The organism is Paraburkholderia caffeinitolerans, from assembly GCF_902859945.1.
GTDB lineage: Bacteria > Pseudomonadota > Gammaproteobacteria > Burkholderiales > Burkholderiaceae > Paraburkholderia > Paraburkholderia caffeinitolerans.
The window spans coordinates 137889-150847 of the sequence record NZ_CADIKL010000007.1 but is presented as its reverse complement, the minus strand read 5'-3'; the positions used below and the strand labels follow the sequence as shown (position 1 = coordinate 150847).

Below are 12959 nucleotides of genomic sequence, written 5' to 3'. Positions count from 1 at the left end.
CGCGAGGGTCAAAATGCACGTCGCATGGGCTTCGTTCATGTCCGCTTCTGCCGCGCCGGTTACCGCCGTCACCGTGGCCATCTTCTTCGCGTCCGTGGTTGCCGCCCGCACGCCCGAAGTTGCGCGCATCGTGCTTCGTCGTCAGCAAGCCAGCCGCCCGCTGCCGACCGCCATCGCAAACGACACCATGAAGAACGAGGCATGTCATGTTGCGTAATCCCGCCGAGAAGTACCGCCCCTTCCCCGCCATCCGCTTGAACGGCCGCCGCTGGCCCACGCGCACCGTCGAGCACGCGCCCATCTGGATGAGCACCGACTTGCGCGACGGCAACCAGTCGTTGATCGAGCCGATGAGCATCGAGCAGAAGCTCGAATTCTTCGAGATGCTGGTCGCGATCGGCTTCAAGGAGATCGAAGTCGGCTTTCCGTCGGCGTCGCAAACCGACTTCGATTTCGTGCGCAAGCTGATCGACGAAAAGCGCATTCCCGATGACGTGACGATCGAAGTGCTCGTGCAATCGCGCGAAGAACTCATCGCCCGCACGTTCGAGGCGCTCGAAGGCGCGCCGCGCGCGATCGTCCATCTCTACAACGCGATCTGCCCTTCGTTCCGCAAGATCGTGTTCGGGCAGTCGAGGGACGAGGTGAAAGCGCTCGCCGTGGAAGGCACGCGCCTGATCCGCGAATACGCCGACGCGCGCCCCGGCACGCACTGGATCTACCAGTACTCGCCCGAGACGTTCAGCATGACCGAGCTTTCGTTTGCACGCGAAGTCTGCGATGCCGTCGCCCAGACCTGGCGCCCGACGCGCGATCACAAAATGATCGTGAATCTGCCGGCGACCGTCGAGGCCGCAATGCCCAACGTCTACGCAGACCAGATCGAGTGGATGGATCGCAACCTCGCGTACCGCGACAGCATCGTGCTTTCGGTGCATCCGCACAACGACCGCGGCACGGCCGTGGCTGCCGCCGAAATGGCGCTGCTCGCGGGCGCGGACCGCATCGAGGGGTGCCTGTTCGGCAACGGCGAGCGCACCGGCAACGTCGACCTCGTCACGCTCGCGATGAATCTCTATACGCAGGGCATCGACCCGGGCCTCGACTTCTCCGATATCGATGCCGTGCGCCGCATGGTCGAGCGCTGCAATCAGTTGCCGGTCCACCCGCGCCACCCGTATGCCGGCGACCTCGTGTTCACGGCGTTCTCGGGCTCGCATCAGGACGCGATCCGCAAGGGCTTCGCGCAGCAGCAGCCCGATGCCGTCTGGGAAGTGCCCTATCTGCCAATCGATCCCGCCGACCTCGGCCGCAGCTACGACGCCGTGATCCGCGTGAACAGCCAGTCGGGCAAGGGCGGTGCCACCTGGCTGCTCGAGCGCGGCATGGGCTTCACGCCGCCGCGCCGCGTGCAGATCGAATTCAGCCACGCCGTGCAGACGGTCACCGACGGCTCGGGCGAGGAAATTTCGGGCGACGCAATTTGCGCGCTCTTCGCGCGCGAATACTTCGAGACGCGCGGTCCGGCCACGCACGCCGGTGCCGGGCGGGTGCGCTGGGAGGGCCGCGAGATCGCGATTCCGGTGGCGGCGCAGATCGACCTGGCGCACGCGCAGGTCATGGCCGGGGCGATCGCGGCGGCGGCGGGTGAAAGCATCGAAGTCACGTCGTTCGAAACCCTGCGCACGGCGCAGGGCGCCACGGCGGTGTTCGTCGGTTGCCGCGTGGGCGGCCAGCCGCTGCGTCACGGCGCAGGCGTGGCCGACGACGCCGCGCATGCGGCCGTCGCCGCCATGGTCAGCGCGGTCAATCGCGCTGTCTGGCCTCGGATCGATCAGCGTGCGGCGGCTTGATTACGCAAACGCGCATGCCGCCACGCACAGACGCGGCGGCATGGTGAAACCAGCGGTTTAGTAGAAAGCAGTACCCGGGCTTAGCGTTGAGCGCCGGCGGCAAAACGGGCCGTTGGCGTGCGCCCGATACGCTCAGGAAGCGATATCGGCGAGTGGACCTACCGGTCGTCACTCGACAGCGCAACGCGTCGCCTGCCACGCGAGCAGACGCCAGTGGCCATCCTCCTGAGTCTGAATCGCCGTGTAGGCAATGGGATAGAGCAGCGCGCCGTTGTTCGCTTCCATCTCGATCAGCGCGCGGCCCGAGATCACGCAGGCCTCGCGTCCCACCGGCAGCACGTCCTGCGACTGGATCTCGATCTGGCGATAGCGGCGGCGCCCCGCCGTGATCGCGTCGATGAACTGCTGCTTGGTCTCGCGCTTGCCGTTCGTATGGATGAAGGTGGCGTTGTCGGACAGGAGTTGCTCCAGCGATGAGCCGTCGCCATCCACCATCGCGCGGAATCGCTCGCGCTCCAGCCCCCGAATCGCATCGATTATTTTTGCAGCCATTGCTCGAGCCCCCTGCGCAAGAGTCCGCATCATCGCGTCGATCCGCGCCGAAGATTTATCGCACGCGTCTCGGTGAAATTTATACCAGGTTTTGACGCATGGAAACTTGCGATCAACAGGATCGCACCCACATGGGGCTAAACACCATGAATGCGCGGCGCGGCGTGCCTGAATGTCGCATCGCAGCACTTTTGTCCCGCCCCGCTGTCTATTAGACAGATTCCGGCGAGGAAATTCGGGCCTGATTCAAGACATCGGCCCGAGGCGCCAGCCGTCCCCTGAAATCGCCGATTCCCGCCCGTTTTCTCGACCCTATCCGCGATGGATGGCAGCCCGTTCTAGAGTATTTCTTCGGTCCTCCGGTGCCTTCAAGACCGGGGGCACGCTGCAAACCCCGTCCAGCTTGCCTCTCGCGGATTCGTTGAAATCTATCGAAACAAATATTCCGATAGAGACAGCGGAACCTTGAAGTCCCTACAGACTCGAAGTATTAGCACTCGTTAATTGAGAGTGCTAACATCCCCCGTGGAGTCGATGTCTGACTTTTGCAAGATCCCTTAGGAGTTCGCTACGTGAGCAACACAATGACCATGACCCTTCCGAATATGCTTAGCCCGTCGTCGGCCAAGGCCGGGGGTTCGGGTGTACTGGCGCTCGCGAATGCTTCCATGCTGCCTGGCCAGCTCGGCAACATCGACGCCTACATCCAGGCCGTGAACCGGATCCCGATGTTGACGCCGCAAGAGGAACGCCAATTCGCGACCGAGTTTCGCGAGCAAAACAATCTCGAAGGCGCGCGCCGCCTCGTGCTGTCGCACCTGCGCCTCGTGGTGTCCATTGCGCGCAATTACCTGGGCTACGGCCTGCCGCATGCCGACCTGATCCAGGAAGGCAATATCGGCTTGATGAAAGCGGTCAAGCGTTTTGACCCCGAGCAAAACGTACGCCTCGTGTCGTACGCCATGCACTGGATCAAGGCAGAGATTCACGAGTACATCCTGCGCAATTGGCGCATGGTGAAGGTCGCCACGACCAAGGCGCAGCGCAAGCTGTTCTTCAACCTGCGCAGCCACAAGCAGGGCCTGCAATCGTTCACGCCTGAGGAAATCGAAGGCCTCGCGCAGGAACTGAACGTGAAGCGCGAAGAAGTCGTGGAGATGGAAACACGCCTTTCGGGTTCGGACATCGCGCTCGAAAGCCAGACCGAAGACGGCGAAGAGTCATTCGCCCCGATCGCCTGGCTCGCCGACTCGCATAGCGAGCCGACTGCCGTGATCGCCTCGCGCCAGCGCGACCGTCTGCAATCGGACGGCATCGCGAGCGCGCTGGAAGCCCTCGATGCGCGCAGCCGCCGCATCATCGAGGCGCGCTGGCTGAACGTCGAAGATGACGGCTCGGGTGGCTCGACGCTGCACGAACTGGCCGACGAGTTCGGCGTCTCGGCCGAGCGCATCCGCCAGATCGAAGCCAGCGCCATGAAGAAGATGCGCACTGCGCTGGCCGAATACGCCTGATCCGCGCCTGGTCCCTGCTTGAACGCAAAGCCCCACTCTTACTAAGAGTGGGGCTTTTTCTTTTTGGCCGGCTGTAATGCCGGCCGCAATTCGTCGATCTTCAGGCTGCCTGCAAGGCAAGCTCGCGCGCATAGCGCTGCGCTGCGCCGCCCACGACGATGTGCAGCGTATCCGCCGACACCCATGCCACGTCGAGCGCACCCAACTGGGCACGATCGACTGCCGAAGGATCGCGCACGATCACACGCAAACGCGTAACCGCGACCGCATCGAGCGACACGATGTTCGCCGCGCCGCCCAGCACCGCCAACCAGCGCGACGGATTCGGGTCGAGCGGACCCACTTCATCGTTCGTACCGGCCGATGACTGCGCCGCAGCCTGCGGAGCCACCGGCGCCGCCTTCACCGCAGCAGCAGCCGCCGCCGGGCGGCCGCTGGCGATCTCGCGACGGATCTCGTCGGCGATCATGTCGGCTTCCGGCCCGATGATGACCTGAACGCTTTCGCCGCCGCGCTTGAGCACACCGCGCGCGCCGATTGCCTTGAGCGCCGGCTCCGACACGTGTGCCGGATCGGCCACGTTAAGGCGCAGGCGCGTCGTGCACGCATCGACCACCTTCAGGTTAGCCGCACCGCCGAGCGCATCGATATAGCGGGCCGCACGCGAGAGCGCCGTGGCCGCTGCCGCCGAATCGAACGAAGCGGCCGCCACCGCCACGCCCGACATCGACGAGGCGATTGCCGTGTCGCCGGCCGAGGCTTCGCGGCCCGGCGTCGGCAGATTGAAGCGGCGGATGAAGAAGCGGAACAGCACGTAGTACACCACCGCATAGGCGATGCCGAGCGGAATCGCCTCCCAACCGTGCGTCGACAGACCGTAGTTCAGCACGTAGTCGATCGCGCCCGCCGAGAACGTGAAGCCGAGCTTGATGCCGAGCAGCGAGCAGATGGCGAGCGACAGGCCTGTGAGCACGGCGTGAATGCCGTAGAGCACCGGCGCGAGGAACATGAAGGTGAACTCGATCGGCTCGGTCACGCCCGTGAGGAACGAAGTGAGCGCCATTGAGAGCAGCAGGCCGCCCACCATCGCGCGGCGCTCCTTGGGCGCCTCGTGCAGCATCGCGAGACACGCGGCCGGCAGGCCAAACATCATCACCGGGAAGAAGCCGGCCATGAAGCTGCCCGCGGTGGGGTCGCCCGCGAAGAAGCGGTGCAGGTCGCCGGTCACGGCCGCGCCGCCGGCGGGCGTGAACGAGCCGAACACGAACCACACGAGCGAGTTCAGGATGTGATGCAGGCCGGTCACGAGCAGCAGACGGTTCAGCAATCCGTAGACGAACGTGCCGATCGCGCCCGCCGTGGTGAGCCAGTGGCCCGCCGTATCGATCACGTGCTGCACCGGTCCCCACGCATAGCCGAACACGATGCCGAGCAACAAGCACACGAGCCCGGTCACGATCGGCACGAAGCGCTTGCCGCCGAAGAAGGCAAGGAACTCGGGCAGCTTGATGTCCTTGAAGCGGTTGTACAGCAGACCCGCCACGACGCCGGCCACCACGCCCGAGAGCACGCCCATGTTGAGCTTGTCGTTGATGTCCTTCATCACGGCGGTCTCGACCAGATAGCCGAGCGCGCCCGCGAGCGCCGCCACGCCGTTATTGTCTTTAGCGAAACCCACCGCGATGCCAATGGCGAACAGCAGCGGCAGATTGTCGAAGATCGCGCCGCCTGCGTCGGCGATGATCTTGATGTTGAGCATGTCGGCCTGCCCGAAGCGCAGCAGGATGCCGGCCACCGGCAGCACTGCGATCGGGAGCATCAGCGCGCGGCCGAGGCTCTGAATCTTGAGAAACGGATTGCCATCCATTGAACTGCCTCCAGTCTCTGTCTCTTGCGTGAAGAAGATGAGGTGAGATAAACCGGTGTGCGGTCGCTGCGCCCGCCGGCGGGTTTTTATTAAGGAAAGCGAACGGTTTAAAGTGCCCGCTGCCGGGTAAATAGAGTGGCTGATTGCTCAGCCACCCAGGAAATCAGTCGAGCGGCCAGCTTGCGCGGCTTGCCGCGCGCACGGCCTGAGCCGATTCCAGCGCGAGCACCTCGAACGCACGCTCGCGGCACTGGCTGTAGTCGAGCTTGCGCACGCGCGCCTTGATCGTCGGCACGGATACCGGATCGACCGACAGCTCGGTCACGCCAAGGCCGACGAGCAGCGGCACCGCGAGCGGGTCGCCCGCCAACGCGCCACACACGCCTACCCACTTGCCATGCTTGCTCGCGCCCTCCACCGCCACCGAGACGAGGCGCAGCACGGCCGGATGCAGGCCGTCGGCCTGGGCAGCCAGATCGGGCTGGCAGCGGTCCATCGCGAGCGTGTACTGCGTGAGGTCGTTGGTGCCGATCGAGAGGAAATCGGCGTGGCGCGCAAGTTGGTCGGCCAGCAGCGCCGCCGAGGGCACCTCGATCATCACGCCCACTTCGATGCGGCCGGTGCGGCCTGCTTCGCGAGCGAACGTGTCGATGCGCTCGCGCAGACGCACGAGTTCGCCCACGTCGGTGACCATCGGCAGCAGGATGCGCACGGCGCCCATGGGCTCGACCGCGAGCAGGCCGCGCAACTGATCGTCGAGCAGGTCGGGACGCACCTGCGCGAGGCGGATGCCGCGCAGGCCCAGCGCGGGGTTCGGCTCGGGCGGCAGCGTCAGATAGTCGACTTCCTTGTCCGCGCCCACGTCGAGCGTGCGGATGATGGCCGTGCGTCCGCCGAGCGCGTCGGCAATGGCCTGGTAGCCCTCGCGATGCTCGTCCACCGTGGGCGCCGCCTGGCGATGGATGAACATGAGTTCGGTGCGCAGCAGGCCGACGGAATCGGCGCCGTTGTCCACGGCGGTGCGCGCGTCGTCGAGCGTCGCGATATTCGCGGCGACTTCGACCGCATGGCCGTCGCGCGTGGCGGCGGCCTCATGCGAAGTGCGCCGGTTCGCCTCGCGCACGCCAGCAAGGCGCTGCTTCTCGGCGCGGGCGCGTTCGACGTCCTGCGGGCTCGGAGCGAAAGCGAAGCTGCCAGCGCCCGCGTCCACCACCACAGTCGTGCCCTCTTCGATCTTGTGCAGCGCGTCGCCGAGCGCGACGAGCGCCGGAATGCCGGCCTGGCGCGCGATGATCGCGGCATGCGAGGTCGCGCCGCCGCGCGCCATCACAAGCGCGGTAACGCGCTTGCGGTCGAGCGAGGCGAGATCGGAAGGCGTGAATTCGTCGGCGGCGAGCACAGCCTCTTCAGGCAGCTCGCGCTGCGCGGCCGCCGCGTTACCCGTACCGCTCGCGTTCGCGAGCGCACGCAGCACGCGCTTTTCGAGGTCGCGCAGATCGGCGGCGCGCTCCGCGAGCAGCGGGTCGTCCACCTGGCCGAGTACCGTGATCTGCGCGCGGATCGCGTCGCGCCACGCGAAGCCCGCGCTCTTGCCGAGGCTGATGAGGTCGCGTGCGGCGTCGATAAGCGTCGGATCTTCGAGCAGCACGCGGTGCATCTGGAAGATGCCCGCTTCGCTGATCGCGCCGCGCTGCGAGGCCACGCGCACCGAGGCGTCCAGCTCGGCATCGACGGACGCAACCGCCTTGTCGAGCAAGCGGCTTTCAGCAGCCGAAGGACCGCTTGCGAGTTCGGCGGGAACGAGTTCGGCGTCGTCCCAGCGCACCAGCTTGCCGACGGCCACGCCCGGCGCAGCACACACGCCGACCAGCGTGCCCGGCGCGCCGCGCGAAGCCTGCTGAGCGGCGATGGCCGCACCAGCGGCACTGGCGGCACTCGCCGCGGTGGCCACCGGCGCGGGCGACAACTTCCGCGCGGGCGCTTCGCCGCCTTCACCCGGCGCATCGCGCAGGAGCTCATTGGCGACCGCATCGACGGCCTTCTGCGCCTCGCGGCCCATGCCGACCAGTTCGATGGTCGTGCCCTCGCCCGCACCCAGCCCAAGCAGGCCCACCACGCTTTCGATGGCTGCCTTGCGCTCGCCGTAGCGCACTTCCACGCGCGCATCGATCCCGCGCACGGCTTCACGCGCCCGCGCCGCGGGCCGCGCATGGAGGCCGCCCGCGTGCGTGAGCGTCACGCTGCGGCGCACTTCATTCGTCACGACTTCCGCAACGTCGGCAGCAGGCACTGCGCCGGCGCGCGCGCGCAATACGAGCAGCGGCGTCTCGCCAGCCTCGACATGTTCGGAGAAGCTCGCGCGCTCGATCACCTCGAACGCATCGGAGTTCGCCACCGCGATCACGGAGACGAGGCTAGGCGCGTTGCACGCCACGACATCGAGATCGAATTCGATCAGCAGGTCGCCACGACGCACCTGGGCGCCCTGCTCGACCTTCGGCGTAAAGCCCTTGCCGTTCAGCTCGACCGTGTCGATGCCGATATGCACGAGCACCTGCGCACCCTCGGCGGTCTGCAGCGTGACGGCATGGCCGGTGCGCGCGAGGTGCATGATCGTGCCGTCGCACGGCGAGACCAGCCGGCCGACGAGCGGATCGATGCCGATGCCGTCGCCGAACAGGCCTTCCGAGAACACCGGATCGGGCACCGAGGCGAGCGGCACAACTGGGCCGCTCAACGGCGCGATCAGTTCGATACGGCCCGCGGCGGAATTTTCCGGCTTCATCAGGCGAGACTCCTGGGTGCGTTCCATCAGCATTCCAATCTAGTGGGTTTCGGTGACTTTGTTCAGGTAGCGCGGCTCGTCCGGGTTGCGGCCGCGCGCGGCGGCGAGACTCGCCGCCATCACGTAGAACGAAAGAATGGCGGCAATCGGATCGAGCGCCGGGTCGGCCGTCGAGACGAGCGGCAGCGTGGCGTCCTGCACATCGGCGGGCGCCGCGAGCAGCACACGCGCGCCGCGCTGTTGCATGTCGCGCGCGAATTGCACGAGCCCGGCCTGCTCCGGCCCGCGCGGTGCAAACACGAGCAGCGGATAGTCGCGGTCGATGAGCTCCATCGGGCCATGGCGCACTTCGGCGCTGGAGAACGCTTCGGCCTGGATGCTCGAGGTTTCCTTGAGCTTGAGCGCCGCTTCCTGTGCGATGGCAAGCCCCGGGCCGCGGCCGATCACAATCATCTGCGAGACGTCGCGCAGTTCATCCACGGCCTTCGACCAGTCGAGCGCGCCCGCGCAGTCGAGCGCTTCAGGCAGCGCTCGCACGGCGTCGAGCAGCTCGGCGTCGCGCTGCCAGAACGCGACGAGTTGCGCCGACATCGCGAGCATTGCGATATAGCTCTTGGTTGCGGCGACACTCAGCTCCGGGCCGGCGAGCAAGGGCAGTTCCGCTCCCGCCGCATCGGCGAGCGGCGAGCCGGCCACGTTGACCATCGCCGCCGTGAGCGCGCCCGCGTCATGCAGCGCGCGCATCGTCGCGACCAGATCAGGACTCCTGCCTGATTGGGAGAAAGCCAAAGCAAACTGGCCCTTTACGCGCAATGGCGCTTGTTGCAGCGTCGCGATCGACATGGGAACCGAAGCGACCGGCACGCCGATGCGGCTCATGGTGAGCGCAGCGAAATAGCTCGCCGCGTGGTCCGAACTGCCGCGCGCGACCGTGAGCGCAACGTGGCGCGGCTCGGCCTCGAGCGCGCGGGCGAGCGCCTCGACGCGCGAGGTGTCCGCGAGCTGCGCGGCGACGACGCCAGCCGAGGCCAGCGCTTCTTTAAGCATATTCGACAATCGATTCTCCTTCGACGTAGGTCGCGGTAAGCGTCAGTTCACGGTCGAACACATTGACATCGGCCCATGCGCCGCGCGTGAGGCGGCCACGGTCTTCGATGCCGAGATAGTCGGCCGCATAGCGCGACAGGCGCGCGGAAACATCTGCAATCGGCAGGCCAATCGACACGAGATTGCGCAAGGCCTGGTCCATGGTGAGGGTGCTGCCGGCCAGTGTGCCGTCGGCAAGACGCACGCCGCCGAGGCACTTGGTCACGTGCTGGCTGCCGAGGCGGTATTCGCCGTCAGGCATGCCGGTGGCCGAGGTGCTGTCGGTCACCACGTATAGGCGCGGAATCGCGCGCAGCGCCGCGCGGATCGCGCCGGGGTGCACGTGCAGCAAGTCGGGGATGATCTCGGCGTATTCCGCGTGCGCGAGCGCCGCGCCGACGAGACCCGGATTGCGGTGATGCAGCGGCGACATCGCATTGAAAAGATGCGTGAAGCCACGCGCGCCGTGCTTGAGTGCGGCCACGGCGTCGTCGTAGGTCGCGAGCGAGTGGCCGAGTTGCACCCGCACGCCGCGCGCCGCCATCTCGCCGATGATCTCGATATGGCCCGCGATTTCCGGCGCCACGGTCACCACGCGGATCGGCGCGATCGACAGATACTTGAGCACTTCGTCGAGCACGGCGGACACCGCGGCGTCAGGCTGCGCGCCCAGCTTGCCCGGATTGATGTACGGCCCTTCGAGATGGACGCCCAGCACGCGCGCGCCGCCCGGCGTGCGCCGCCGCGCCACATCGCCGAGGCTCGACACCACGCTCATCAACTCGTCGCGCGGCGCGGTCATGGTGGTCGCGAGCAGGCTCGTCGTGCCGTAGCGCGCGTGGGTGCGCGCGATGGTTTCGATGGCGTCGCCCGCTTCCATGACGTCGGCGCCGCCGCCGCCGTGCACGTGCAGGTCGATGAAGCCCGGCAGGAGGTACGGCTCGTCGTTCTTCGCCGGATCGGTGGCCTCGCCTTCGATCGACGTGATGCGTCCGTTTTCGAACGTGATCGTGCCGTTGATCCAGCCGTCAGGGGTGAGAATGTTTCCGCTCAGCATGAGATTTTTCCGATTTTGCGCACGACAAATTTGGGTGCGCGGTGAGTCGTGACGATGACGTGCATGAGAGATTCGTGGCGCGGCGTCGCGTTCCCGCGAATTGCCTTCTGGATTACTGCGTTCATTGCCTGAGCTCCGCGACGAAGTCGTAAAAGCCATCGCGGCAATAAGTGTCGGTGAGCTCGATGGCATGCTGGTCGCGCGAAAAACCTACACGCGTGATCACGAGCAGTGCTGCACGCGGCTCCACATCCATCAGCCTGGCGATTTCGCCCGTCGCGTTGACCGCGCGAAAGTGCTGGAGCGCGCGCACGACCGGCACGCCGCGCCCTTCGAGATACGCGTATAGCGAGCCGTCGATCGCGCCCGGGTCCGGCACGATGGACACCGGCAGCGCCGAATGCTCAACGGCCATCACGATGCCGTCCGCGCGACGCAGGCGGCGCAGGCTCGCGACCGAGGCGCCGGGCGACAGCCCCAACTGCACAATCTCCTCGCGGTGGGCGGCGCGCACCTCGCGCTCCAGCCATACCGAATCGGGCGTGAAGCCGCGCTGCTCCATCTTTTTCGTGAAGCCGGTCAGGCGCGAAAGCGGATCTTCCACGCGCGGCGTGATGAAACTGCCTGCGCCGCGTGCGCGCCGGATCAGCCCCTGCTCGACCAGCAGCTCGATGGCCTTGCGCGCCGTGATGCGCGAAACGCCGATGGCATCCGAAAGCGTGCGCTCCGACGGCAGCGCCTCGCCCGCCGACCACACGCCGCAATGAATGGCCGTCGCAAGATTGCGCGCCAGCTGCAGATAGAGCGGCGTGACGTTGCGCGCATCGGGCATCAGGGCAGACCAACGGGTTTCCATGGAACTCCGGCCAGCGGGTGGACAGATCGTGGGGGCACCGGGGCAGGTCATCTGGCACTTTCGACATTGCCATGTGGCGTCGGCCCGTTGCAAATTCGAGCCCATTATATAACCACAATAATACCAGTCAACAGGCACAGTCGCCGCACGTGAATCGACTAAAACCACATAAAAATCAAACAGTTATATTAAATTCAAGGGTGTGGCGCGCGTTGACGCAGTGATCGGGATTTTCCCTGGAGTGATACCTGTGGGCTCTCTTTAGGAGGCCGCTGGGCCCGTTCGCTGCCAGAGCGTTAGTTCGAGCCAAGGCTGTTGGAATAAGCGCGCGGCCCAGAAATGCAGGCGCAAAAAAAGCCGCTTCCAGGAAGCGGCTTTTTCGTTTGCTGGATCACCAGCGTGGCGGCTTTAACGCCGCGCGAGGGTCCCGCGTCGCTTAGAACGACGGAATCATCGAACCCTTGAACTCGCTCTTGATGAACTGGCGCACGTCTTCCGACTGATAAGCCGCGACCAGCTTCTTCACCCACGGCTTGTCCTTGTCCTGGGCGCGCACGGCGATCAGGTTCGCGTACGGGCTGTGCGTGTCTTCCAGCGCGATGGCGTCCTTGGTCGGCTGCAGGCCGGCGGCCAGCGCGTAGTTCGTGTTGATCACGGCGGCGTCCACGTCGCCGAGCGCGCGCGGCAACTGTGCGGCGTCCAGTTCGACGAGCTTCACCTTCTTCGGGTTTTCAGCGACGTCGAGCGGCGTCGCGTTATTGCCGTTCGTGCCCGCGCCAGCGCGCAGCTTGATCACACCCTTGTTCTGCAGGAGCAGCAGCGCGCGGTTCTCGTTCGACGGATCGTTCGGCACCGCGACCTTCGCGCCTTGCGGCAGATCGTTCAGCGACTTGAGCTTCTTCGAGTACACGCCGATCGGCGAGATGTACGTGAGGCCCGCGTTCACGAGCTTGTAGCCGCGCTGCTTGACCTGGCTATCGAGGTAGGGCCCGGTCTGGAAGCTGTTGGCGTCGAGGTCGCCAGAGTCGAGCGCCGCGTTCGGCTGCACGTAGTCGTTGAATTCGATGACCTTCACGTTCAGGCCTTCGCGCTTGGCGACCTTCTGGACCACGGCCCAGACTTGCGCGTCCGGACCCGAGACGGTGCCGACCTTGATGGCCTTGTCGTCGGCGTGAGCGCCGAAGCTGGCCGTGAGTGTGGTGGCGGCGGCGAAGCCGGCGAGGAGAGCTTTAATCAGATTTCTGCGCTGCATGGCGATGATGTTCCCGCTGGTTGCGTGTTGTTCCTGTCATGTCCCGGCTGCGGGGGCATCGTGTGCCGCCCGCCGGGTGGACGTGAATGGTCTCATATGGCCCCGGCCGCGCGAAATAAAGAAATCGCATACGGATA

General features: G+C 65.9%; 10 protein-coding genes. 3 read left to right on the top strand and 7 right to left on the bottom strand.

The window, feature by feature from the left end; genetic code table 11:
• Window positions 1–37 precede the first annotated feature (37 nt).
• The gene (locus tag HV773_RS09355) at window positions 38–217 is read left to right on the top strand and encodes a hypothetical protein (protein ID WP_129561086.1); all 180 of its coding nucleotides are present in this window, start codon (window positions 38–40) and stop codon (window positions 215–217) included.
• Window positions 207–1853 carry a 2-isopropylmalate synthase gene (gene leuA, locus HV773_RS09350; protein ID WP_129561085.1) on the top strand — a complete coding sequence of 549 codons (1647 nt, stop codon included), beginning with the start codon at window positions 207–209 and terminating at the stop codon, window positions 1851–1853. The genes HV773_RS09355 and leuA overlap by 11 nt, the downstream gene beginning before the upstream one ends.
• 168 nt (window positions 1854–2021) lie before the next feature.
• On the opposite strand, the gene HV773_RS09345 is transcribed toward leuA, so the two are convergent.
• Window positions 2022–2405 carry a nuclear transport factor 2 family protein gene (locus HV773_RS09345; RefSeq protein ID WP_129561084.1) on the bottom strand — a complete coding sequence of 128 codons (384 nt, stop codon included), beginning with the start codon at window positions 2403–2405 and terminating at the stop codon, window positions 2022–2024.
• A gap of 590 nt (window positions 2406–2995) precedes the next feature.
• Between HV773_RS09345 and rpoH the strand changes: the two genes are divergently transcribed.
• Window positions 2996–3919 carry an RNA polymerase sigma factor RpoH gene (rpoH, locus tag HV773_RS09340; RefSeq protein ID WP_377731412.1) on the top strand — a complete coding sequence of 308 codons (924 nt, stop codon included), beginning with the start codon at window positions 2996–2998 and terminating at the stop codon, window positions 3917–3919.
• Between the two features lie 100 nt (window positions 3920–4019).
• On the opposite strand, the gene nagE is transcribed toward rpoH, so the two are convergent.
• From nagE to HV773_RS09310, 6 genes are all read right to left on the bottom strand, one after another.
• The gene (nagE, locus tag HV773_RS09335) at window positions 4020–5786 is read right to left on the bottom strand and encodes an N-acetylglucosamine-specific PTS transporter subunit IIBC (protein ID WP_129561082.1); all 1767 of its coding nucleotides are present in this window, start codon (window positions 5784–5786) and stop codon (window positions 4020–4022) included.
• A 163-nt stretch (window positions 5787–5949) separates the two neighbouring features.
• Window positions 5950–8598, bottom strand: coding sequence for a phosphoenolpyruvate--protein phosphotransferase (ptsP, locus tag HV773_RS09330; RefSeq protein WP_129561081.1), 2649 nt, complete (start codon window positions 8596–8598; stop codon window positions 5950–5952).
• 12 nt (window positions 8599–8610) lie between these two features.
• Window positions 8611–9618 carry an SIS domain-containing protein gene (locus HV773_RS09325; RefSeq protein WP_129563261.1) on the bottom strand — a complete coding sequence of 336 codons (1008 nt, stop codon included), beginning with the start codon at window positions 9616–9618 and terminating at the stop codon, window positions 8611–8613.
• Entirely contained in the window at window positions 9611–10714 is a 1104-nt protein-coding gene (gene nagA / locus HV773_RS09320) for an N-acetylglucosamine-6-phosphate deacetylase (RefSeq protein WP_129561080.1), read from the bottom strand. The genes HV773_RS09325 and nagA overlap by 8 nt, the downstream gene beginning before the upstream one ends.
• A 121-nt stretch (window positions 10715–10835) precedes the next feature.
• Window positions 10836–11570, bottom strand: a complete 735-nt coding sequence (locus tag HV773_RS09315; protein WP_129561079.1) for a GntR family transcriptional regulator — start codon at window positions 11568–11570, stop codon at window positions 10836–10838.
• Between the two features lie 436 nt (window positions 11571–12006).
• Complete coding sequence (locus tag HV773_RS09310) at window positions 12007–12822, bottom strand: MetQ/NlpA family ABC transporter substrate-binding protein (RefSeq protein WP_129561078.1); 816 nt, start codon at window positions 12820–12822, stop codon at window positions 12007–12009.
• Window positions 12823–12959: the final 137 nt, after the last annotated feature.

What these genes read in the sequence shown, in the direction of transcription:
- HV773_RS09355 (WP_129561086.1), top strand. Translation starts at nt 38, where the DNA reads ATGTCCGCTTCTGCCGCGCCGGTTACCGCCGTCACCGTGGCCATCTTC.
- leuA (WP_129561085.1), top strand. Translation starts at nt 207, where the DNA reads ATGTTGCGTAATCCCGCCGAGAAGTACCGCCCCTTCCCCGCCATCCGC.
- HV773_RS09345 (WP_129561084.1), bottom strand. Translation starts at nt 2,405, where the DNA reads ATGGCTGCAAAAATAATCGATGCGATTCGGGGGCTGGAGCGCGAGCGA.
- rpoH (WP_377731412.1), top strand. Translation starts at nt 2,996, where the DNA reads ATGACCCTTCCGAATATGCTTAGCCCGTCGTCGGCCAAGGCCGGGGGT.
- nagE (WP_129561082.1), bottom strand. Translation starts at nt 5,786, where the DNA reads ATGGATGGCAATCCGTTTCTCAAGATTCAGAGCCTCGGCCGCGCGCTG.
- ptsP (WP_129561081.1), bottom strand. Translation starts at nt 8,598, where the DNA reads ATGGAACGCACCCAGGAGTCTCGCCTGATGAAGCCGGAAAATTCCGCC.
- HV773_RS09325 (WP_129563261.1), bottom strand. Translation starts at nt 9,618, where the DNA reads ATGCTTAAAGAAGCGCTGGCCTCGGCTGGCGTCGTCGCCGCGCAGCTC.
- nagA (WP_129561080.1), bottom strand. Translation starts at nt 10,714, where the DNA reads ATGCTGAGCGGAAACATTCTCACCCCTGACGGCTGGATCAACGGCACG.
- HV773_RS09315 (WP_129561079.1), bottom strand. Translation starts at nt 11,570, where the DNA reads ATGGAAACCCGTTGGTCTGCCCTGATGCCCGATGCGCGCAACGTCACG.
- HV773_RS09310 (WP_129561078.1), bottom strand. Translation starts at nt 12,822, where the DNA reads ATGCAGCGCAGAAATCTGATTAAAGCTCTCCTCGCCGGCTTCGCCGCC.